The following is a 21,643-nucleotide window of genomic DNA, read 5'->3' as shown; positions in this document are numbered from 1 at the left end:
CACAGTGAACAAACTCTACGCCAACTACGGGAGAAAAAACAAGCCCCGTGTAGGCCCCGTATTTCCTCAGGTTGATGGCAAAGTAAGTCCACTAGTGGGGCCTTATTCACTAACCTTGTTCAATTGTTTTCGATCGTTATAAGCAAAGTTCATAATCGAAGCTTATAGCCAAACAATGCACTATTTTATGGCGGTTGCGTTACACATTAGTGCACCGTTAACGCAACCGCGTTACTTATAGGAACATTCAATCAGCCGCGATAGTAGCGTTGTGGAACAAATGGCATTTTGCTTACAAGCAAAGGCACCTTTTTCCCACGAACGATCGCCCAGACCGGTGTGTCCAGTGCGATGTAAGCGCTGTCGACGTAACCCATGGCTAGCGGGCCGCCCAAGGTAGGCCCGAAACCACCGCTGCAGACGCTGCCGATGATGTCGCCGGCTTCGTTGACGATCTCGGCGCCTTCGCGCACGGGTGTACGTTCCTGTGGTAGCAGACCTACACGTTTGCGGCTCACGCCTGCCTGTTGCTGGGCGAATACGCTTTCGGCGCCAGGGAAACCGCCGGCCCGTGCACCATCAGCGCGACGTGGCTTGGAGATCGCCCACAGCAGACTCGCTTCGATCGGGGTGGTTTCAGTATTCATGTCGTGGCCGTACAGGCACAAACCCGCTTCCAGGCGCAGGGAGTCGCGGGCGCCCAGGCCGATGGCGGCCACTTCGGCTTCAGCGAGCAGGGCTCGAGCCAGGGCTTCGGCGTTGGTGGCGGGTACGGAAATTTCGAAACCGTCTTCACCGGTGTAACCCGAACGGCTGACAAAGCAGTCCACGCCCAGCAGCTTCACGCGGGCGAACTGCATGAAGGTCATCTTCGCCACTTCAGGGGCCAGACGTGCAAGCACGGTCACTGCAGCCGGGCCTTGCAGGGCGAGCAGGGCGCGCTCTTCGAACAGCGGTTCGATCGTGCACTGGTCGCCAATGTGCTTGCGCAGGTGTGCCAGGTCCTGGTCCTTGCAGGCGGCGTTGACCACCAGGAACAGTTCGTCATTACCCAGGTTGGCGACCATCAGGTCATCGAGGATGCCGCCCGTCGCATTGGTGAACATCGCGTAGCGTTGCATGCCCACTGGCAGGTCGATGATGTCCACAGGCACCAGGGTTTCCAGGGCCTTGGCGGCATTGGCGCCGGTCAGGCGAATCTGGCCCATGTGCGAGACATCGAACAACCCCGCCTGGTCGCGGGTGTGCTGGTGTTCTTTCATCACGCCCAGCGGGTACTGCACGGGCATGTCGTAGCCGGCGAAGGGCACCATGCGGGCGCCGAGTTCGATGTGCAGTGCGTGCAACGGAGTTTTCAACAGTTGTTCGGTGGACATATTCAGCTCCTGAAAAAGGGTGCAGATGAGCGCGCATCAGCACTCGATAATGTTGACCGCCAAACCGCCACGGGCGGTTTCCTTGTATTTGCTTTTCATGTCGGCGCCGGTCTGGCGCATGGTGCGGATGACCTTGTCGAGGGAGACGAAGTGTTGTCCATCGCCGCGCAGCGCCATGCGCACCGCATTGATGGCCTTGACCGAGCCCATGGCGTTGCGCTCGATGCAAGGCACTTGCACCAGCCCGCCAATCGGGTCGCAGGTCAGTCCGAGGTTGTGTTCCATGCCGATTTCCGCGGCGTTTTCCACTTGCTGCACGCTGCCGCCGAGTACTTCGCACAAGGCACCGGCGGCCATCGAGCAGGCGACGCCGACTTCACCCTGACAGCCGACCTCGGCGCCGGAAATCGAGGCGTTTTCCTTGTACAGAATGCCGATGGCTGCGGCAGTGAGCAGAAAGCGCACCACGCCGTCGTCATTCGCGCCGGGGATGAAGCGCATGTAGTAATGCAGCACCGCCGGAATGATCCCGGCCGCGCCGTTGGTCGGTGCCGTGACCACGCGCCCGCCATTGGCGTTTTCTTCGTTGACCGCCAGCGCGTAGAGGTTGACCCAGTCCAGCACCGACAGGGGATCGCGCAACGACGATTCCGGGTTCTTGCACAATTGCCGATGCAGTGCGGCGGCCCGGCGCTTGACCTTCAGCCCACCGGGCAGGATGCCTTCATTGCGGCATCCGGCGGCGACGCAGTCCTGCATCACTTGCCAGATTTTAAGCAGGCCGGCGCGGGTTTCCGCTTCCGGACGCCAGGCGCTTTCGTTGGTCAACATCACTTGGCTGATGGACAGCCCGTATTTGACGCAATGACCGAGAAGATCCTTGGCGCTTTTGAACGGAAAGGTCAGGGGGGTGGCGTCTTCGACGATGCGGTCGGCGCCGGCGGCGTCTTCATCGACCACAAAACCGCCGCCGACTGAGTAGTACTCGCGGCTGCGGATCTGCAGGCCCGCGGCGTCGAAGGCGCGGAAAATCATGCCGTTGGGGTGATAGGCCAACGGTTTGCGAATCATCGCCAGGTGTTCTTTCTCGTTGAACGCAATGCTGTGTTCGCCGAGCAGGTTCAAGCGGCCGTTGCCGCGAATCTCTTGCAGGCGCGCGGCGACGGTCTCTGTATCCACGGTGTCCGGGTGTTCGCCTTCCAGGCCGAGCAGCACAGCCTTGTCACTGCCGTGGCCCTTGCCGGTGGCACCGAGCGAACCATACAGCTCGACTTTGACGCAGGCGGTGGCTTCAAGCAGGTTTTCGCGGCGCAAACCTTCGGCGAAGCGCGCAGCGGCACGCATCGGGCCGACGGTGTGGGAACTGGAGGGGCCGATGCCAATCTTGAACAGGTCGAACACGCTTAACGACATGGTGGTTCTCCGGTTTCTTGTTATAGGTATTGGCAGAAATTAGAGGTGTGGCACAAATCCCTGTGTGAGCGGGCTTGCTCGCGAAAGCGGTGGATCAGTCACCATCAATGTTGTCTGACCCACCGCTTTCGCGAGCAAGCCCGCTCCCACAAGGGGATATGCGGTGTTCTTGAGAGGGGCGAGCAAACCCGCCCCCTCATTGGTTTAAGCGTAGCTTTCGATCGACGGGCAGGCGCAGACCAGGTTGCGGTCGCCGAACACGTTGTCGACGCGACCGACCGGTGGCCAGTACTTGCCTTCGATCAGCGACGCAACCGGGTAAACCGCTTGTTCACGGCTGTACGGGTGCGACCACTCGCCAACCAGTTCCTTGGCGGTGTGCGGCGCGTTTTTCAGCGGGTTGTCGTCCTTGTCCAGCGTGCCATTTTCCACTGCGCGGATTTCTTCGCGGATGCGGATCATGGCGTCGCAGAAGCGGTCCAGTTCTTCCTTGGATTCGCTTTCGGTCGGCTCGATCATCAGCGTGCCTGCCACCGGGAACGACATGGTCGGCGCGTGGAAGCCGAAGTCGATCAGACGCTTGGCGACGTCATCGACACTGATGCCGCTGCTGTCTTTCAGTGGACGCAGGTCGAGGATGCACTCGTGCGCCACCAGGCCGTTGCTGCCGGTGTACAGCACTGGATAGTGCTCTTCCAGGCGACGGGAGATGTAGTTGGCATTGAGGATCGCCAGCTGCGAAGCACGCTTGAGGCCCGCGCCACCCATCATACGAATGTACATCCAGGTGATCGGCAGGATGCTCGCGCTGCCGAACGGTGCCGCGCAAACGGCGCCTTCCTTGCGCTCCATCTGTGCGTGGCCCGGCAGGAATGGCGCCAGGTGCGATTTCACGCCGATCGGGCCGACGCCCGGGCCGCCACCACCGTGGGGAATGCAGAAGGTCTTGTGCAGGTTCAGGTGCGAAACGTCGCCGCCGAACTTGCCCGGGGCACAGAGGCCGACCATGGCGTTCATGTTGGCGCCGTCGATGTACACCTGGCCGCCGTTGTCATGAATGATGCCGCAGATTTCGCGGATGCCTTCTTCGAACACGCCGTGGGTCGACGGGTAGGTGATCATCAGCGCGGCGAGGTGTTCGCGGTGCTCGATGGCCTTGGCGCGCAGGTCTTCGATGTCGACGTTGCCACGGGCATCGCACGCGGTGACGACCACGCGCATGCCGGCCATTTGTGCGGTGGCCGGGTTGGTGCCGTGGGCCGACGACGGGATCAGGCAGATGTCGCGACGGTCTTCGCCACGGCTCTGGTGGTAGGCACGGATCGCCAGCAGACCTGCGTATTCACCCTGGGAGCCGGCGTTCGGTTGCAGGGACACCGAGTCATAACCGGTGGCGGCGCAGAGCATCGCTTCCAGCTCGTCGGTCAATTGCTGGTAGCCGACGCTTTGCTCGGCCGGGGCGAATGGGTGCAGGGCACCGAACTCGGCCCAGGTCACCGGGATCATTTCGCTGGCGGCGTTGAGTTTCATGGTGCACGAACCCAGCGGGATCATGGTGCGGTCCAGCGCCAGGTCCTTGTCCGCCAGTTTGCGCAGGTAGCGCATCAGCTCGGTTTCCGAGTGATAGCGGTTGAACACCGGGTGGCTGAGGATCGGCGACTGACGCACCAGCGTGGCCGGGATGGCGCTCTGCACCGAGGCGGCGAGGGCGGCGAAGTCCGGCAGGGCCTTGCCGTCGGACAGCAGGCTCCACAGGGTTTCAACGTCGGCCTGAGTGGTGGTTTCGTCCAGGGACAGGCCCAGGCGCTCACCATCGACCACGCGCAGATTGATGCGCTGGGCGTGTGCCTTGTCGTGCAGGGCGGCGGTTTGCGCGCCGGCCTTCACCGTCAGGGTGTCGAAGAAGCTGGTTTGCTCGACGTTCAGACCCAGTGCACTCAAGCCTTTGGCCAGGATTGCAGTCAGGTGATGCACGCGATTGGCGATCTGCGTCAGGCCTTTCGGACCGTGGTACACGGCGTACATGCTGGCGATGTTTGCCAGCAGTACTTGTGCGGTGCAGATGTTGCTGGTGGCTTTCTCGCGACGGATGTGTTGCTCGCGGGTCTGCATGGCTAGGCGCAGGGCCGGGTTGCCGAAACGGTCTACCGAAACACCGACCAGGCGGCCCGGCATGTCACGTTTGAATGCGTCCTTGGTGGAGAAGTACGCCGCGTGCGGGCCACCGAAGCCCAGCGGCACGCCGAAGCGTTGTGCGCTGCCGATGGCCACGTCGGCGCCGAATTCGCCAGGCGCGGTCAGCACGGTCAGGGCCAGCAGGTCGGCTGCCACGGCAACGAGGGCGTTGGCAGCGTGGAAGCGTTCGGTCAGCTCGCGGTAATCGAACACGTCACCGTTGCTCGCCGGGTATTGCAGCAGAGCGCCGAAGAACGGCGTCACGTCGCTCAGTTCACGCTCGTCGCCCACCACCACGTCGATGCCCAGAGGCTCGGCACGGGTGCGCAGTACGTCGAGGGTCTGCGGGTGGCAATGCACGGAGGCGAAGAAAGCGTGGCTGCTTTTGTTCTTGCTCAGGCGTTTGCAGAAGGTCATGGCTTCGGCAGCGGCGGTGGCTTCGTCGAGCAGCGAGGCGTTGGCGATCGGCAGGCCGGTGAGGTCGCTGATCAGGGTCTGGAAGTTCAGCAGCGCTTCGAGACGACCCTGGGAAATTTCTGGCTGGTACGGGGTGTAGGCGGTGTACCAGGCCGGGTTTTCCAGCAGGTTGCGCAGGATCGGCGACGGCGTGTGGGTGCCGTAGTAGCCTTGGCCGATGTAGGTCTTGAACAGCTGGTTTTTAGTCGCGATGGACTTGATCAAGGCCAGGGCATCGGCTTCGCTCAAGCCATCTTCCAGGCCGAGGACGCTAGTGCCCTTGATGCTGTCGGGAATCACGCTGGCGCTCAGGGCTTCCAGGGAGTCGAAACCGAGGCTGTTGAGCATGGCTTGCTCGTCACCGGCGCGCGGGCCGATGTGACGGGCGATGAATTCGTTGGCGGTAGTCAAATTGATCTGGGTCATGTCGGTGCTCCTCAGGCTTCGGCTTGGGCTTTGATCAGGCGGTCGTAGGCGTCCTGATCCAACAGTTGGCCGACAGCGGCGGCGTCGCTTGGTTTGAAACGGAAGAACCAGCCTTCGCCCAGCGGATCTTCGTTGACCAGTTCAGGGCTGCTGTCGAGCGCCGGGTTCACTTCCAGCACTTCGCCGTCCAGCGGCATGTACACGCCGCTTGCAGCCTTTACCGATTCCACGGTGGCGGCTTCGGCGCCTTTGTCGTAGGACTGCAGCTCAGGCAGTTGAACGAAAACCACGTCGCCCAGGGCGTTCTGTGCGAAAGCGGTGATGCCGACCGTGACGCTGCCGTCAGCTTCGGTGCGCAGCCATTCGTGATCTTCAGTAAAACGCAACTCGCTCATGGAAACTCCTAAGGGGCCAGACTCGTCTGGTGGACGCGATTGAAGGCTTGGGCAATGCCCAGGTTATGGAGGACTACATAGCAAGAACGCGGCCAACGTTGTTTTTATTGTTATTGATCAATGATTTAGGTGGTTTCGACAAACGCTGAAATTCACTCGTTGTAGCGAAATCGATACGGTATATGTCAAGGATAAAAGCCGAGGTGGATCAAAGCCTTGCACGGCCGTGATCGGAGAGGGGTGTAGCGATATCGTTCCGCTGTAGCGCTTTCAGTACAGGTGGAGGTCGTTTTTGGCGCGATTTTCAGACTGGAGGTGAACCTGTGGGAGCGGGCTTGCTCGCGAAAGCGGTGTGTCAGTCGATATCAATGCTGCCTGACACTACGCCTTCGCGAGCAAGCCCGCTCCCACATTGACCGAGTGTGGTTCAGGCCTTGCTCGGAATCCCGTACTTGCGCAACCGATGGGCAATTGCCGTGTGGGAGGTTTGCAGCCGGGTCGCGAGTTGCCGGGTCGAGGGGTAGCTGGCGTAGAGTTTTTCCAGCAGGGTTTTCTCGAACTCGTCCATGGCCTGTTCCAGGCTGTCGACGTCATGATCGCCTTGGCGGGCTACCGAGGTGCCGGCGATGTCGAGGTCGCCGATGTCCACCAGACTGCTTTCGCAGATCGCCGCGGCGCGGAAGATCACGTTCTGCAATTGCCGCACGTTGCCTGGCCAGCGGTTGCCCAGCAGCGCCGGGTAAGTGCCCGGCGCCAGGCGACAGATCGGTCGCTGGATCTGCGCACAGGCCTGCTGCATGAAGTAGCGGGCCAGCAGCAGGATGTCCTGGCCGCGTTCGCGCAGGGGCGGCACTTCGACGTTGAGGACGTTGAGGCGATAGAACAGGTCCTCGCGGAACAGGCCTTCGCTGACCATTTTTTCCAGGTCGCGGTGGGTGGCGCTGAGGATCCGTACGTTGACCTTGACCTCACGGTCACCGCCGACCCGGCGAAAACTGCCGTCGTTGAGGAAACGCAGCAATTTGGCTTGCAAATACGGCGACATCTCGCCGATTTCATCGAGAAACACCGTGCCCTGGTTGGCCAACTCCATCAGTCCCGGCTTACCCCCTCGTTGTGCGCCGGTGAAGGCGCCGGGGGCGTAGCCGAACAGTTCACTTTCGGCGAGGTTCTCCGGCAATGCCGCGCAGTTCAACGCCAGAAACGGTGCGCTGTGCCGGGCGCTGATGGCGTGGCAGGCGCGGGCCACCAGTTCCTTGCCGGTGCCGGTTTCGCCCTGTATCAGCAACGGTGCATCGAGGGCCGCCACCCGCTGGGCACGCGCCTTGAGGGTGCGGATCACCGGGGACTCGCCGAGCAGGGCATCGAAACCTTCGGCGTGGTCATGGTGCAGCGCGGAAAGGCGTTCGCCGATGCGGTTCGGTTGGTACAGGGTCAGCAGGGCGCCGGCGTCGGTGATCGGTGTGGCGTCGAGCAACAGGGTCTGGCCGTTGACGGTGATTTCCCGCAGCGGCAGGCGAAAGCCGTGTTCGAGCAGGGTGTCGAGCAAGGCCGGGTCGGCAAACAGGTCGGCCACGCTTTCACCGTCCGGTTCGCGGCCGTACAGGGCGATCAGGGCCGGGTTGGCCAGCAGCACCTTGCCGTCACTGTCCAGCGCCAGTACCGGGTCGGTCATGGCGGCCAGCAACGCGTCGAGCTGCAGGTGCCGGCGCTGGCCGGGCAGGATGTCGACCACCGTCACCGCTTGCACGCCACGCACGCTGAACAGGGCATCACGCAGTTCCTCGAGGACTTGCGGGCTCAGCGTCGGGGCGTCGATATAAACATTGGGCGGGACCATTTCCACCGCATCCAGGTTCAGATTGCGCCCGCCGAGCAGGGCCAGGACTTCCTGGGTGATACCGACGCGGTCGATGAAGCTGACGTGGATACGCATGGGGCGGTCTTGGGTTCTGCAGTGCGAAGGGTGGCAAGTATGCCTTGGGGCGGGCTAATGGTGAAATTTTGAAACGGATTTGCGAGTGCCCACCGAACCAATGTGGGAGCGGGCTTGCTCGCGAAAGCGTCGTGTCAGACACCATCGTTGGCGACAGATACACCGCTTTCGCGAGCAAGCCCGCTCCCACAGTAGATTGTGGTGAATCAATTATTCCAGGTGCTCGGGTTTGACCGGGTCGCCCGATTTCATGTTCAGTTGTACCCGCACGTCCTCGAACATGGCGTCGTAATGCTTGTGGATCGAACCGATGTTGCTATGGGTTTTCGGGATGCCGTGCTTCTCGGCAATCTTGGTGACGTTGCTGGCGAAGTTGTAGGCCATGTCCTTGGGCAGGAAGAACGTCTCGCTCATGTCCTTGCCCTGGATGCTGCCGTGCATCTTGAACTGCATCCCTTTGCCTTCCTTGGGGTCCTGGGCGACTTCATAGTCGATGCAGATGTTGTAGCTGACGTCATCCTTGTTCAGCGCGTGTCGCTCGATGTGCAGGTGACCCGGCTCGAACGTTGCCATTGTTGACTCTCCTTCAAAAGATCTTGAATCGGGGCCGGCTCCAGGCCTGCCCCGCCGTTTCGTTTACTGATAGCTGATGCCCGGTGTCGCCGTACTGATGCGCGTACCGGCCTTGCCCTGGACGATCGCTTCGATGTCCGAGAGCGAGCCGATCACTGCGACTTTCCCAGTATGGCGCGCGAATTCGCAGGCTGCCTGCACCTTCGGTCCCATGGAGCCGGCGGCGAAGCCGAGTTTTTCCATTTCGTCGGGGTGGGCCTGGGCGATGGCTTTCTGCGTGGGTTTGCCAAAGTCGATGAAGGCGGCGTTGACGTCGGTGGCGATCACCAGCAGATCGGCTTCAAGCTGTTCGGCCAGCAGCGCTGAGCACAGGTCCTTGTCGATGACCGCTTCGACGCCCTCGAGTTTGCCGGGGGAGGTATACATGGTCGGAATACCGCCACCACCGGCGCAGATCACGATGCTGCTTTTTTCCAGCAGCCATTTGATCGGACGGATTTCGAAGATGCGTTTCGGTTTCGGGCTGGCGACCACGCGACGGTATTTGTCACCGTCCGGGGCAATGGCCCAGCCTTTCTCGGCGGCGAGTGCTTCGGCCTCTTCCTTGGAATAGACAGGGCCGATGGGTTTGGTCGGGTTCTTGAAGGCCGGGTCATTGGCATCGACTTCGACCTGGGTCAGCAAGGTCGCGAAGGGCACTTCGAAGTCCAGCAGATTGCCCAGTTCCTGTTCGATGATGTAGCCGATCATGCCTTCGGTTTCGGCACCGAGCACGTCCAGCGGATAAGGCGAAACCGAGGTGTAGGCCGCCGCCTGCAATGACAGCAGGCCGACTTGAGGGCCATTGCCGTGGGCGATGACCAGTTGGTTGCCGGGATGGATCTTGGCGATCTGTTCGGTGGCGATCCGGATGTTGGCGCGCTGGTTGTCAGCGGTCATGGGTTCGCCCCGGCGGAGCAGGGCATTACCGCCAAGAGCTACGACGATACGCATGGTGCTAGTCCTTCTAAAAGAGAAGTAAACGGGCGACTCGGTCTGTCGATGGAACCCGATCCTGTGGGAGCGAGCTTGCTCGCGATGGGATCGCCTCGGTTTGTCAGATGCACCGCGGCGCTGCCATCGCAGGCGAGCCAGCTCCCACATTGACCGTGTTCCGTCAGTGGGAGCCAGTCAGCCGTTATAGATCAGCCAGCGTTGACACCAGAATCGCCTTGATGGTGTGCATGCGGTTTTCCGCTTGCTCGAAGGCGATGCAGGCCGGCGACTCGAACACGTCATCGGTCACTTCGATGCCGTTGCTCAGGTACGGGTACTGCTCGGCAATCTGCTTGCCGACTTTGGTATCACAGTTGTGGAACGCCGGCAGGCAGTGCATGAACTTGGTGCGCGGGTTGCCGGTGGCTTTCATCAGTTCGGCGTTGACCTGATACGGCAGCAATTGCTGGATGCGTTCGGCCCAGGCTTCAACCGGCTCGCCCATCGACACCCAGACGTCGGTGTGGATGAAGTCCACACCCTTGACCGCCGCTTTCGGGTCTTCGGTGAGGGTAATGCGCGCACCGCTTTCTTCGCCGTACTGTTTGCAGCGCGCCACCAGGTCGTCCGCTGGCCACAGGGCTTTTGGCGCACAGATGCGCACGTCCATGCCGAGCTTGGCGCCGATCAGCAGCAGGGAGTTGCCCATGTTGTTGCGCGCATCGCCCAGGTAGGCGTAGCTGATCTCGTGGATCGGCTTGTCGGCGTGCTCACGCATGGTCAGCACGTCGGCGATCATTTGCGTCGGGTGATATTCGTCGGTCAAGCCGTTGAACACCGGTACGCCTGCGAACTTGGCCAGTTCCTCGACGATTTCCTGCTTGAAGCCACGGTACTCGATGGCGTCATACATGCGCCCGAGCACGCGGGCGGTGTCCTTCATGCTTTCCTTGTGGCCGATCTGCGAGGAATTCGGGTCGATGTAGGTGACGTTGGCGCCCTGGTCATAGGCTGCAACTTCAAACGCGCAGCGGGTGCGGGTCGAGGTCTTTTCGAAGATCAGCGCGATGTTGTTGCCCTTGAGATGCTGCTGTTCGGTGCCGGTGTACTTGGCACGCTTGAGGTCGCGGGACAGGTCGAGCAGGTAGCGCAATTCGCGAGGGGTGTGGTGTTCCAGGCTCAGCAGATTGCGGTTATGGATATTGAACGCCATTTTGGATCTCCTAAGGTGTCGGTAATCCCCTTGGCCTGCGCATACCCTTGGGTAGAGGGCAGCGCGGTCCAAGGCAATAGGTTAGTAGTCAATCGGGTCGCGGATGATCGGGCAGGTCATGCAATGGCCGCCGCCCCGTCCCCGGCCGAGTTCGCCGGCGCTGATGGTGATCACTTCCACACCGGCCTTGCGCAGCAGGGTGTTGGTGTAGGTATTGCGGTCGTAGCCGATGACCACGCCTGGCTCCACGGCCACTACGTTGTTGCCGTCGTCCCATTGCTCGCGTTCGGCGGCGAAGCTGTTGCCGCCGGTTTCCACCACGCGCAACGCTTTGAGGTTCAGGGCCTGGGCCACGGTGTCGAGGAAGCTGGTTTCTTCGCGGCGGATATCGATGCCGCCCGCCTTGCTTTCATCGGGACGCAGGGTGAAGGCGACAATCTGGTTCACCACTTCCGGGAAGATCGTGACGAGGTCGCGATCGCAGAAGCTGAAGACGGTGTCCAGGTGCATCGCCGCGCGGGATTTCGGCAGGCCGGCGACGATCACTTTCTCCACGGCTTTGTTTTTGAACAGGTTCACCGCCAGTTGGGCAATGGCCTGGCGCGACGAGCGTTCGCCCATGCCGATCAAGACCACGCCGTTGCCGATCGGCATCACATCACCGCCCTCAAGGGTGGAGTTACCGTGGTCCAGGTCCGGGTCGCCGTACCAGATCTCGAAATCTGCTTTGGTGAACTCGGGGTGGAATTTGTAGATGGCGGTGGTCAGCAGGGTTTCCTGACGACGTGCCGGCCAGTACATCGGGTTGAGGGTGACGCCACCGTAAATCCAGCAGGTGGTGTCGCGGGTGAACTGGGTGTTGGGCAGCGGCGGCAGGATGAAGCTGGAGTTGCCGAGGAAGTCGCGGAACATCTCGATGGCCTTGCCACCGAAACTGGAGGGCAGATCGTCGCCCGAGACGCCGCCGATCAGGAACTCGGCGATCTTGCGCGGCTCCAGGCTGCGCAGCCACGAAGAGGTTTCATTGATCAGGCCAAGGCCCACCGAGTTGGCGATGACCTTACGCTCCAGAATCCAGTCCAGGGCTTCGGGGATAGCGACGATGTCGGTCAGCAGGTTGTGCATTTCCAGCACATCGATGTTGCGTTCGCGCATCTTGGTAACGAAGTCGAAGTGGTCGCGCTTGGCCTGGGCCACCCACAGCACATCATCGAACAGCAGTTCATCGCAGTTGTTCGGGGTCAGCCGCTGATGGGCCAGGCCTGGGGAGCAAACCATGACTTTGCGCAGTTTGCCGGCCTCGGAATGGACGCCGTACTTAACTTTTTCCGTGGTCATTACAGTGATCCTCCAGATGACAAAAACAGGGGTTTTACAGAGTCAGGAAGCCGTCATAGAGACCGTAGGCCGCCACCATGGCGCCGACGACCACCGTAGCGAAAATCAGCTTCTCGACGTTGGTGAAAACCGGTTTGTTGATTTCCAGCTTGGCCTTGGCGAACAAGATCACGCCGGGGGCGTAGAGCAGGGCGGACAGCAGCAGGTACTTGATGCCGCCGGCGTACAACAGCCAGACCGCGTAGATCAGGGCCACGGCGCCGATGATGAGATCCTTCTGCCGCTCGCCTGCGGCGCCTTCGTAGCTTTCGCCGCGCACCGCCAGCAGCAAGGCGTAGGCTGCCGACCACAGGTACGGCACCAGGATCATCGAGGTGGCGAGGTAGATCAGCGACAGGTAAGTGCTGGCCGAGAACAACGTGATGATCAGGAAAACCTGCACCATGGCATTGGTCAGCCACAGGGCGTTGACCGGTACATGGTTGGCGTTTTCCTTGCGCAGAAACTCCGGCATGGTGTGGTCCTTGGCGGCGGCGAACATGATCTCCGCGCACAGCAGCACCCACGACAGCAGCGCCCCCAGCAACGAGATGATCAAACCGACGCTGATCAGCACCGCACCCCAGTGACCGACCACGTGCTCCAGCACGGCGGCCATCGACGGATTCTGCAGTTTGGCCAGTTCCGGCTGGGTCATGATCCCCAGCGACAGCACGTTGACCAGGACCAAAAACAGCAGCACGGTGACGAAGCCGATCACGGTGGCCTTACCCACGTCGCTGCGTTTTTCCGCCCGGGCCGAAAAGATGCTCGCGCCTTCGATGCCGATGAATACCCACACGGTGACCAGCATCATCTTGCGCACCTGGTCCATCACGCTGCCCAGGTCCGGGTTCTTCAGGCCCCAGATGTCGGCGGTGAAGATGTCCAGTTTGAAGGCGAACAACGCAATCAACATGAACAGCAGCAGCGGCACGATCTTGGCGACAGTGGTCACCAGGTTGATGAACGCTGCTTCCTTTATTCCTCGCAGTACGAGGAAATGTACGCCCCACAGCAGCACCGAGGCGCCGATCACGGCAGCGGGGGTATTCCCCTCCCCAAATATCGGAAAGAAGTAGCCGAGGGTGCTGAACAAAAGTACGAAGTAGCCGACGTTGCCCAGCCAGGCACTGATCCAGTACCCCCAGGCGGACGAGAAGCCCATGTAGTCGCCGAACCCGGCCTTGGCGTAGGCGTAAACCCCGCCATCAAGATCGGGTTTGCGGTTGGCCAGGGTCTGGAACACGAACGCCAGGGTCAACATGCCGACGGCGGTGATCGCCCAACCGATCAGAATGGCGCCGACATCCGCGCTGGCCGCCATGTTTTGTGGCAAGGAAAATATCCCGCCACCAATCATCGAACCCACGACTAACGCAACCAGCGCGCCGAGTTTCAGTTTTCCGGGAGCTTCAGACATTGCATGACTCCAATGCAGGAGAAGAGAGGCAACAGACTAATTCCGTTGACTGCTCAATCAGCTGACTTAGATCACTAAATGAGAGTGTTACCAGTTTGTTGGCGGAGTGCCATCATTTACGGTGTTTCTGCCTGTAATGCCTGTTCTAGAGCCTTTTTCAGTTTGTTTTAGCACTTTTTGTATTTGTTTCGAATTATGACGCTAGTTGGGGTTTTCGAATCTGCAAGTTTTGTTTATGCGTTTTTTGTACAGAGTCGACATATTAAAAGTGCGTATAAAACAAATGAATATATCGGTGTCAAAATAGCCATTTTGTGCAAGTAAAAAAGAGGCTGGTTGGCGTTATTCAATAAACGTTATTACTCTTCATCAGTTTAGTTGACGCTCGTTATGTGACGATCTCGCGGCCGTTGCCGCCCACCAACGAAAAAAATGGAGATGCAACGATGTCGCAATCACCGAACAAGCTTCGCCTGAGCGCGCTGATCGCGCTGGTGGTGGGTTCGATGATCGGCGGCGGGATTTTTTCCCTGCCGCAGAACATGGCGGCCAGGGCCGATGCCGGGGCGATCCTGATCGGTTGGGCAATCACCGCCGTCGGCATGTTGACCCTGGCGTTCGTGTTCCAGACCCTGGCCAATCGCAAGCCGGAGCTGGACTCCGGGGTGTACGCCTATGCCAAGGCCGGGTTCGGCGATTACATGGGTTTTTCTTCGGCCTGGGGCTACTGGATCAGCGCCTGGCTGGGCAACGTCGGCTACTTCGTGCTGCTGTTCAGCACCCTCGGTTATTTCGTACCGGTGTTTGGCGAAGGCAACACGCCGATCGCCATCGCCTGCGCTTCGGTGCTGCTCTGGACCGTGCATTTTGTGGTGATGCGCGGGATCAAGGAGGCGGCATTCATCAATCAAGTGACCACCGTGGCCAAGATCGTGCCGCTGATCATGTTCATCGTGATCGCCGCCGTGGCGTTCAAGGCGGATATCTTCACCGCCGACATCTGGGGGCGCAACAACCCGGAATTCGGCAGCGTGATGGATCAGGTTCGGCACATGATGCTGGTCACCGTGTTCGTGTTCATCGGTATCGAGGGGGCCAGTGTCTATTCGGCCCGGGCGGAGAAACGTTCCGACGTGGGCCGGGCGACGGTGATCGGGTTCATTGGGGTATTGGCACTGCTGGTGCTGGTGAACGTGCTGTCGCTGGGCATCATGACCCAGCCGCAACTGGCGAAACTGCAGAACCCCTCGCTGGCGGCAGTGCTTGAACATATCGTCGGCCCCTGGGGCGCGTTGCTGATCAGTGTCGGTCTGGCGATCTCGCTGTTGGGGGCCTTGTTGTCCTGGGCGTTGCTGTGCGCCGAAATCCTGTTCGCCACGGCGAAAGACAAGACCATGCCGGCATTCCTGACCAAGGAAAACGCCAACCATGTGCCGGTCAATGCGATGTGGCTGACCAACTCGATGATCCAGTTGTTCCTGCTGATCACCCTGTTCTCCGCCGGCACCTACACCAGCCTGATTTACCTGGCGTCCTCGATGATTCTGGTGCCGTACCTGTGGTCGGCGGCCTATGCGGTGTTGTTGTGCGCACGGGGTGAAACCTATCAACAGGCACCCGCCGAGCGGGTCAAGGACCTGCTCATTGGTGGCATCGCTCTGGGCTACGCGGTGTGGTTGCTGTATGCCGGCGGCCTGAAGTATTTGCTGCTGTCGGCGCTGCTGTATGCGCCGGGTGTGATCCTGTTCGCCAAGGCTCGTAATGAGCAGGGCAAGCCACTGTTCACGGTTGTCGAGAAAGGTATTTTCACCTGTGTCATCGGTGGTGCGGGGCTGGCGGCTTACGGGTTGTACAGCGGGTTGCTCAGTCTGTGAGGTTGTTGCTGGCGTACCAGCCGCCCTATGACTGGCCGGCGCTCCTGGGGTTCTTGTCGGCGCGGGCGATCGTGGGCCTGGAAAGGGTGGACGAGGGTGTGTACTCGCGCAGCATCGACCTGGATGGCGTTCACGGTACGTTTTCGATCCAGCCTGCTACATCCGATGCACTTGAGCTGACCCTGGACTTTCCGGAGGCTGCTGCCGTGCCTGAGATCGTTGCGCGAGTGCGGCGAATGTTCGACCTGGATGCCGACCTGTCCACGATTCACCGGCACCTGGCGGTTGATCCGCTGATGGCGCGGTTGATTGCCGAACGCCCGGGCCTGCGCGTACCCGGGGCGTGGGACGGGCTGGAGCTGGCGATCCGCGCGGTACTGGGGCAGCAGATTACGGTGGCGGCGGCGATCCGCCTGGCGGGGAAACTGGTAGCGCAGTACGGCACGCCATTGAGTTCAGCGCTACCGGGATTGACCCATGTTTTTCCCCGGGCCAGCGTTTTGGCAGGCGCAGATCTGGCAGCGCTGGGCATGCCGAAAAGCCGAGGCCGGACCTTGTCGGATGTGGCTCAGGCACTGCTCGATGATCCGCGATTGTTTGAGCCCGGCCGGGAGGGGGGCGTAGCGCGGTTGCTGGCGTTGTACGGGATTGGTGACTGGACGGCGCAATACATTGCCTTGCGACAGTTGCGGGAGATGGATGGGTTTCCCAATGGTGATGTCGGGCTGATCAATGCGTTGGCGGCGCTGGAGGGGGGGCCGGTGACAGCCAGGCAACTGTTGCAGCGGGCTGAAGGGTGGCGGCCGTATCGAGGGTATGCGGCGCAGGTGCTGTGGACTTCCTTGAGTCGGGCGGACTGAGCTGATCCGGAATTTGTACTGGCAGTTCTGACGCCTTCGCGGGCAAGCCCGCTCCCACAGGGACTGCGTTTTTCCTGACTATCGCGATCAAATGTGGGAGCGGGCTTGCTCGCGAAGGCGATCTGGCCGTCACCACCAATGTGCGCGATGCGTACCCAGTTCCGTTGCCGGTAGCGCCCACTGCAACGGCGTCCCGGTTATCTTCAATGGGGCGAGCAACCGGTGCGCCGGCCCCCACGGCGTCTGCTCCACGATCAACCCCTGATCCTGCACATCTTCCGCGCGTAATGCCTCAATCGTCCCAGGCCCCCGCTCGATCAACAACTTCGCCGTACGCGCCAACGACAACCGCGCCGAGCCCCCCGTACCGTCGCTCAACCGCTGCGCCAGCAACCTGATCGCACTGGCCGCCATCAAATACCCGGTGGCGTGATCGAGAGCTTGCACCGGTAACGGCACCGGCTTGTCCGCCTGCTTCCAGCGCATGCCCGCTTCGGCAATGCCACTGCTCATCTGCACCAGGCTGTCGAAGCCCCGCCGATTTTGCCAGGGGCCGCTCCAGCCATAGGCGTTTAGACAAACATCGATCAGGCCCGGGTTCAGTTGCCGGCGCTCATTCATGCCCAGTCCAAGTCGTTCCAGTGCATCGGCACGATAACCATGAAGCAGAATGTCGGCGTCCTTGAGCAGGCATTCGAATACGGCGCGGTCGGACTTGTCGTTCAGATCAAGACGCGCACAGCGTTTTCCCAAGGTGACTTCCGGCACCACTCCAGGTTCGTTCCAGGTCGGCGGATCGATGCGCAGGACATCGGCGCCCAGGCCTGCCAGAAAGCGACTGGCGATGGGGCCGGCCAGAACCCGGGTCAAGTCCAGCACCTTGATGCCAGCCAGTGGTCGAGCCACAGAACCTGTCCACGGTTGGCGGCTCCGGCTTGGGTGGTTGGCGAATTGAATCAAGGGTTCGGCGTTTACTGCCTGGCCTTGAGGATGGACCTGCCATTGTTCCCAGGTGCGCATTTCGGCGGCACAGCCACCGGCATCGACCACAGCCTGTTCCAGATCGCTTTTCGCCCACCGAGCCACTTTGTCGGCCATCGCTGCGCGGTCGGTACAGGCACCGAGCACGCTTTCGGCAGCGGCGCGGTGATGGGGCGCGTTGGTGTGCAGGCGAATCCAGCCATCGCGGGTGGCGTAGTCACCCGCGATCGGGTCCCACAACGGCGGAACGCTCCAGCCAAGCGGGCGAATCGAGGTTGCGAACCAGAATGACGCCAGGCGTCGGTCAACTTCAAGGTCGGGCAGGCGCCCGGTTTGTTGGTGCAGCAGTTCGCTGGCAGCCTGGCCGGCGACGGCCATGCTGGCGCAGGCCAGATCAGTGACGGCAAACGCCGAGGGCAAGGCGCCACTGGACGTGAATGGAATCGGGGTGTGAGGCAAACCGAGTACGGCTTGAATGGACGTGAGCAGATCAGTCATTGAAGAGCCCTCCGGAGCGAGAGCCCGATCTTAGTCCAAAACAGGTGACAAGCCAGATGAAACCTGTGGGAGCGGGCTTGCTCGCGAAGACGGAGTGTCAGTCGACATCATTGTTGTCAGACTCACCGCTTTCGCGAGCAAGCCCGCTCCCACATTTAACTGCATTGCTTCTTAAACGCGGAACTGATCCATCAACTTCATCTGATGGGTGGTCAGGGAGTTGAGCTGGCTGCTGATCTGCGCCGATTCGGTGGCCTGGCCGGTCAGGGTTTCGGTGACGGTGCGGATCGCCGAGACGTTGCGGTTGACCTCTTCGGCGACGGCGCTTTGCTGTTCGGCGGCGCTGGCGATTTGCAGGTTCATGTCGCTGATCACGGTAACCGCATCGCTGATCTTGCCCAAGGCCTGGACGGCCTGCTGGATCTGCCCGGCGTTGCTGTGGGCCTGGGTCTGGCTTGAGTGCATGGTGGCGACCACGCCGCGGGTGCCGCTCTGGATGCGTTCGATCACCAGGCGAATTTCTTCCACCGAGTCCTGGGTGCGTTTGGCCAGGTTGCGCACTTCATCGGCGACCACCGCAAAGCCACGACCGCTTTCACCGGCACGGGCGGCTTCGATGGCGGCGTTTAGCGCCAACAGGTTGGTTTGTTCGGCGATGCTGCGAATCACCTCCAGCACCGAACCGATCTGCTCGCTGTTGACCGCGAGGGCTTCGACTTCGGTCACGGCCTTGCTGACTTCTTCGGCCAGTTGATTGATGTCGCGGGTGCTGCGCTCGATGATTTGCATGCCGTCGCGGGCCGACTGGTCGGCACCTTTCGCCGCGTTGGCCGCGTTCGAGGCGCTGTTGGCGACATCGTGGGCGGTGGCGCTCATTTCGTTGGACGCGGTGGCGACCTGGTCGATTTCGCGGAACTGCACCTGCATGCCTTCACTGGTCTGGCGGGCGATTTCCGAAGACTGGTCGGCCGTACCACGGGCATCGGTGATGCTTTGCTTGATCTGCGCGATGGTCGGTTGCAGCTTGTCGAGGAAGCGGTTGAACCAGCTCACCAGTTCGCCCAACTCGTCCTTCTTGCTGTAGTGCAGGCGCTGGGTCAGGTCGCCGTCGCCACTGGCAATCGCCTTGAGCATGTCGGCCACGCTGTTGATCGGGCGGGTCACGCCGGACGCGGTAAGCCACATCAGCAGCAGACCGATCACACCGGCAATCACTGCCACCGACAGTGCCTTGATCGTGCCGCTTTGCTGAGCATCGTCGAGTACCGCTTGCAGTTTCACTGAGTCGGCCAGCAGCACTTGCTTGGGCAGGTCGATCACCACGGCCCAGGCCTTGGCATCGGCAATCGGGCTGACCGGGTACACCGCGCGGATCAGGTCGCCTTGCTGGAGAATCTTCGGCGCGCCACTAGCGAGCAACTGCAGGATGTCCTTGCCATCGCCGCCCAGGGTGTCGCCGATGTTCTTGCCGACTTTGCCGGCGTCGACACTGTAGGCGGCCAGCACGCCAGTGCCGGAAACGATGAGCATGTGCCCGGCACTGTTGAACAGGTCGCGCTGGGAGTCGATCGCCGCCGCTTGCAGGGCGTCGAGGGCGATGTCGATGCCGACCACGCCGATGGACTTGCCATCTACCAGCAGCGGTACGGAAATGGTGGTCATCAACATTTCCTTGTTGCCGACGGTATCGGCATACGGGTCGAGCAGGCAGATGCGCTTGCTGTCCCGCGGGCAGGTGTACCAGACGTTGTACGGCGTGCCGCTGAGGTTCAGGGTGGTTTTGGTCATGTCTTCTTCGACCATGATCGTGTTCAGCGACTCACCCCCGGCGCGGCTCCAGTACGTGGCGAAACGGCCGATCTCGTTGGACTGGCGGGCGGCGTCATTGACGAATTCGCTGTCCTTGCCGTCCAGCCCATTGGGTTCGAACGCCAGCCAAATGCCCAGTACTTTGCTGTTGCGCTCGAAGGCGGTTTTCAGGCTCTGGTTCAACTCTTCTCGCAAGACGCCGGGCTCGAGGGAGCGTTTGGCGGCCAGGTTGCGCATGTCCTGGATCTGGTCCGCGAGGGCGGTCACCACCGTCAGGGTTTCACCGAAGGTCTTCTGCACCCGCACCGCCTGCTCGGCGGCCTTGGCCTGGAGCAGGTCCTGCACACTGGCAGTGAGCATTCTGCTGCTGGAATCGCTGACCAGATCATCGTTCTGATTGGTCTGGTAGATGTTCATGCCCACTATCAAGGCGACTACGCCCAGCAGGCACAGACCGGACAGCAGGACGATTTTCAGGCGGATGGACAGTGAGTCGAACATAGGGCGAGCTCGCGAATGGATGAAGTGTTGGCTGTGGGCCGTTGCGGCTCACTCGCTAAATCCATTTAGCGCCGATCAATGCACATCGGCGTGGCGTTGAGGTTACATGAGGGGTAACCCGACGAGCGGTAGTGGTTGAACGTTTGCGCAGGAAAATGTGCCGAAAAGCGCTTTAAAACGAAGAAAAACCGCGGAGTTATTCAGCAGGGTTCCGGCAGTGATTCCGGCCGTGACCAGATCCACAGATTGCCCAGCCCCATGCCGGCAATCGCCAGGTAAATCGGCCAGCCATGATCGAGCATTACCAGCATCAGACCGGCACACAACAACATGCTTACCGTGGCGCTGATTTTTGCCCGACGCGCGATGATCTTGCCGTTGCGCCAGTTATGGAGGATGGGACCGAACAGCCGATGGTTTTCCAGCCAGGCACTCAGGCGCGGCGAACTGCGGGTCGCGGCCCAGGCGGCCAGCAGGATGAACTCGGTGGTTGGCAGGCCGGGTATGACGATGGCGATCAGGCCGATGCCCAGGCTGACATAGGCCAGCAGGCCGAAGAGGAGGCGGGAGAGTCTGGAGGAGGCTGGCATGGGCTCAAGGCAACATGTGAGGCTGATCGAAATCTTACGGATTTACTTCGTTCCTTGTGGGAGCGGGCTTGCTCGCGAAGGCGGTGTGTCAGTCAACGTTGATGTTGAGGCTGACGACCTCTTCGCGAGCAAGCCCGCTCCCACAAGGGGAACGCGTTGGGTCAGGCGGCTTCGGTAGCGTAAGCCCGCTCCAGCAACACCGTAAAACGGTTGAACGCGTCGATGGCGCCTTTTTCCACTTCGGCTTCTTCCTGGGCGCTGAATGCCAGGCCGTCCAGGGTTTTGACGAAGCTCTTCCAGTCATCAGCGCGGCCGCCGGCCGGTTCGCCGAGGTGGCGGGCGCCGAAGGTTTCGCTCAGGCCAAGGCCCACGGCACGCTTGATGAGGAACGCCGCGCCGAGCTTCGAGCCTTCGGAGACGAAGATCCAGCCCAGGGCCTCAGCCTTGGTCGGGTTCTTCAGTGCACCGGCGACAGGTGCCGGCACGTCGGTGTCCAGGTCCGCGAGGTCGGCCCTGGCTGCATCGGCACGACAGCGGGCCGGCAGGTCCGGGACGATGGCGGTCAGTTCGGCATCGTTGTACAGCGACACCAGTTCCGACTGGAACAGGTACTGCGCCACCACGAAACGAGCGAAATTGGCCGGGGTTTCAAACGGGGCATGAGCCTTGACCAGGGCATCGAGCTTGCTGTGCGGCTCGTGGGTGATCTGGTTCAAACGTTGCGAACGCAGGTTGGGGCGTTGTTCGGTGGCCTGGGTAGTCATGGCAATTCCTTGGAGAAAGAGAGGCGCT

General features: G+C 61.1%; 16 protein-coding genes. 2 read left to right on the top strand and 14 right to left on the bottom strand.

Annotation, left to right across the window (positions count from 1 at the left end; all coding sequences use genetic code 11):
• Positions 1 to 251: 251 nt before the first annotated feature.
• The 10 genes from gcvT to arcD (PspS34_RS22020) all read right to left on the bottom strand — a co-directional run bounded on the left by gcvT (position 252) and on the right by arcD (PspS34_RS22020) (position 13,738).
• A complete protein-coding gene (gcvT, locus tag PspS34_RS22065; RefSeq protein WP_154860424.1) occupies positions 252 to 1,376 on the bottom strand; it encodes a glycine cleavage system aminomethyltransferase GcvT in 1,125 nt (374 codons plus the stop codon).
• 36 nt (positions 1,377 to 1,412) lie between these two features.
• A complete protein-coding gene (locus PspS34_RS22060; RefSeq protein WP_102670349.1) occupies positions 1,413 to 2,789 on the bottom strand; it encodes an L-serine ammonia-lyase in 1,377 nt (458 codons plus the stop codon).
• A gap of 204 nt (positions 2,790 to 2,993) precedes the next feature.
• Positions 2,994 to 5,846 carry an aminomethyl-transferring glycine dehydrogenase gene (gene gcvP / locus PspS34_RS22055; RefSeq protein ID WP_150813297.1) on the bottom strand — a complete coding sequence of 951 codons (2,853 nt, stop codon included), beginning with the start codon at positions 5,844 to 5,846 and terminating at the stop codon, positions 2,994 to 2,996.
• A gap of 11 nt (positions 5,847 to 5,857) precedes the next feature.
• Complete coding sequence (gene gcvH / locus PspS34_RS22050; RefSeq protein WP_007996035.1) at positions 5,858 to 6,241, bottom strand: glycine cleavage system protein GcvH; 384 nt, start codon at positions 6,239 to 6,241, stop codon at positions 5,858 to 5,860.
• Between the two features lie 427 nt (positions 6,242 to 6,668).
• Positions 6,669 to 8,177, bottom strand: a complete 1,509-nt coding sequence (locus tag PspS34_RS22045; protein WP_150813296.1) for a sigma-54-dependent transcriptional regulator — start codon at positions 8,175 to 8,177, stop codon at positions 6,669 to 6,671.
• Positions 8,178 to 8,387: 210 nt separating this feature from the next.
• Complete coding sequence (locus PspS34_RS22040; protein WP_090457435.1) at positions 8,388 to 8,750, bottom strand: DUF5064 family protein; 363 nt, start codon at positions 8,748 to 8,750, stop codon at positions 8,388 to 8,390.
• 63 nt (positions 8,751 to 8,813) lie between these two features.
• Entirely contained in the window at positions 8,814 to 9,743 is a 930-nt protein-coding gene (gene arcC / locus PspS34_RS22035; RefSeq protein ID WP_154860423.1) for a carbamate kinase, read from the bottom strand.
• A gap of 184 nt (positions 9,744 to 9,927) precedes the next feature.
• Complete coding sequence (locus tag PspS34_RS22030) at positions 9,928 to 10,938, bottom strand: ornithine carbamoyltransferase (protein ID WP_057713529.1); 1,011 nt, start codon at positions 10,936 to 10,938, stop codon at positions 9,928 to 9,930.
• An 81-nt stretch (positions 10,939 to 11,019) separates the two neighbouring features.
• Positions 11,020 to 12,276 (bottom strand): arginine deiminase, encoded by a 1,257-nt coding sequence (gene arcA / locus PspS34_RS22025; protein WP_159390333.1) that lies wholly within the window; start codon positions 12,274 to 12,276, stop codon positions 11,020 to 11,022.
• Between the two features lie 34 nt (positions 12,277 to 12,310).
• Positions 12,311 to 13,738, bottom strand: a complete 1,428-nt coding sequence (gene arcD / locus PspS34_RS22020) for an arginine-ornithine antiporter (protein WP_154860422.1) — start codon at positions 13,736 to 13,738, stop codon at positions 12,311 to 12,313.
• 446 nt (positions 13,739 to 14,184) lie between these two features.
• Here arcD (PspS34_RS22020) and arcD (PspS34_RS22015) point away from each other — a divergent pair, with 446 nt between their 5' ends.
• The gene (gene arcD, locus PspS34_RS22015; protein ID WP_154860421.1) at positions 14,185 to 15,612 is read left to right on the top strand and encodes an arginine-ornithine antiporter; all 1,428 of its coding nucleotides are present in this window, start codon (positions 14,185 to 14,187) and stop codon (positions 15,610 to 15,612) included.
• Positions 15,609 to 16,472 carry a DNA-3-methyladenine glycosylase gene (locus tag PspS34_RS22010; protein ID WP_154860420.1) on the top strand — a complete coding sequence of 288 codons (864 nt, stop codon included), beginning with the start codon at positions 15,609 to 15,611 and terminating at the stop codon, positions 16,470 to 16,472. Before arcD (PspS34_RS22015) ends, PspS34_RS22010 begins: the two co-directional genes overlap by 4 nt.
• Positions 16,473 to 16,601: 129 nt before the next feature.
• Here the strand turns inward: PspS34_RS22010 and PspS34_RS22005 are convergent, their stop codons facing one another.
• From PspS34_RS22005 to PspS34_RS21990, 4 genes are all read right to left on the bottom strand, one after another.
• Positions 16,602 to 17,951, bottom strand: coding sequence for a CoA transferase (locus tag PspS34_RS22005; protein ID WP_154860419.1), 1,350 nt, complete (start codon positions 17,949 to 17,951; stop codon positions 16,602 to 16,604).
• Between the two features lie 171 nt (positions 17,952 to 18,122).
• Entirely contained in the window at positions 18,123 to 20,261 is a 2,139-nt protein-coding gene (locus PspS34_RS22000; RefSeq protein WP_154860418.1) for a methyl-accepting chemotaxis protein, read from the bottom strand.
• A gap of 200 nt (positions 20,262 to 20,461) precedes the next feature.
• Complete coding sequence (locus PspS34_RS21995) at positions 20,462 to 20,851, bottom strand: YbaN family protein (protein WP_154860417.1); 390 nt, start codon at positions 20,849 to 20,851, stop codon at positions 20,462 to 20,464.
• Between the two features lie 161 nt (positions 20,852 to 21,012).
• Positions 21,013 to 21,615, bottom strand: a complete 603-nt coding sequence (locus PspS34_RS21990) for a biliverdin-producing heme oxygenase (RefSeq protein WP_154860416.1) — start codon at positions 21,613 to 21,615, stop codon at positions 21,013 to 21,015.
• Between the last annotated feature and the right edge of the window lie 28 nt (positions 21,616 to 21,643).

The sequence above is a fragment of the Pseudomonas sp. S34 genome (assembly GCF_009866745.1).
GTDB classification, from domain to species: Bacteria; Pseudomonadota; Gammaproteobacteria; order Pseudomonadales; family Pseudomonadaceae; genus Aquipseudomonas; species Aquipseudomonas jessenii.
Note: the sequence above shows the minus strand (reverse complement) of the source record. Positions and strands in the feature narration are given on the sequence as shown.

Bases quoted from the DNA above. Each gene is read 5' to 3' on its own strand.
- gcvT (WP_154860424.1), bottom strand. From the start codon at position 1,376: ATGTCCACCGAACAACTGTTGAAAACTCCGTTGCACGCACTGCACATC.
- PspS34_RS22060 (WP_102670349.1), bottom strand. From the start codon at position 2,789: ATGTCGTTAAGCGTGTTCGACCTGTTCAAGATTGGCATCGGCCCCTCC.
- gcvP (WP_150813297.1), bottom strand. From the start codon at position 5,846: ATGACCCAGATCAATTTGACTACCGCCAACGAATTCATCGCCCGTCAC.
- gcvH (WP_007996035.1), bottom strand. From the start codon at position 6,241: ATGAGCGAGTTGCGTTTTACTGAAGATCACGAATGGCTGCGCACCGAA.
- PspS34_RS22045 (WP_150813296.1), bottom strand. From the start codon at position 8,177: ATGCGTATCCACGTCAGCTTCATCGACCGCGTCGGTATCACCCAGGAA.
- PspS34_RS22040 (WP_090457435.1), bottom strand. From the start codon at position 8,750: ATGGCAACGTTCGAGCCGGGTCACCTGCACATCGAGCGACACGCGCTG.
- arcC (WP_154860423.1), bottom strand. From the start codon at position 9,743: ATGCGTATCGTCGTAGCTCTTGGCGGTAATGCCCTGCTCCGCCGGGGC.
- PspS34_RS22030 (WP_057713529.1), bottom strand. From the start codon at position 10,938: ATGGCGTTCAATATCCATAACCGCAATCTGCTGAGCCTGGAACACCAC.
- arcA (WP_159390333.1), bottom strand. From the start codon at position 12,276: ATGACCACGGAAAAAGTTAAGTACGGCGTCCATTCCGAGGCCGGCAAA.
- arcD (WP_154860422.1), bottom strand. From the start codon at position 13,738: ATGTCTGAAGCTCCCGGAAAACTGAAACTCGGCGCGCTGGTTGCGTTA.
- arcD (WP_154860421.1), top strand. From the start codon at position 14,185: ATGTCGCAATCACCGAACAAGCTTCGCCTGAGCGCGCTGATCGCGCTG.
- PspS34_RS22005 (WP_154860419.1), bottom strand. From the start codon at position 17,951: ATGACTGATCTGCTCACGTCCATTCAAGCCGTACTCGGTTTGCCTCAC.
- PspS34_RS22000 (WP_154860418.1), bottom strand. From the start codon at position 20,261: ATGTTCGACTCACTGTCCATCCGCCTGAAAATCGTCCTGCTGTCCGGT.
- PspS34_RS21995 (WP_154860417.1), bottom strand. From the start codon at position 20,851: ATGCCAGCCTCCTCCAGACTCTCCCGCCTCCTCTTCGGCCTGCTGGCC.
- PspS34_RS21990 (WP_154860416.1), bottom strand. From the start codon at position 21,615: ATGACTACCCAGGCCACCGAACAACGCCCCAACCTGCGTTCGCAACGT.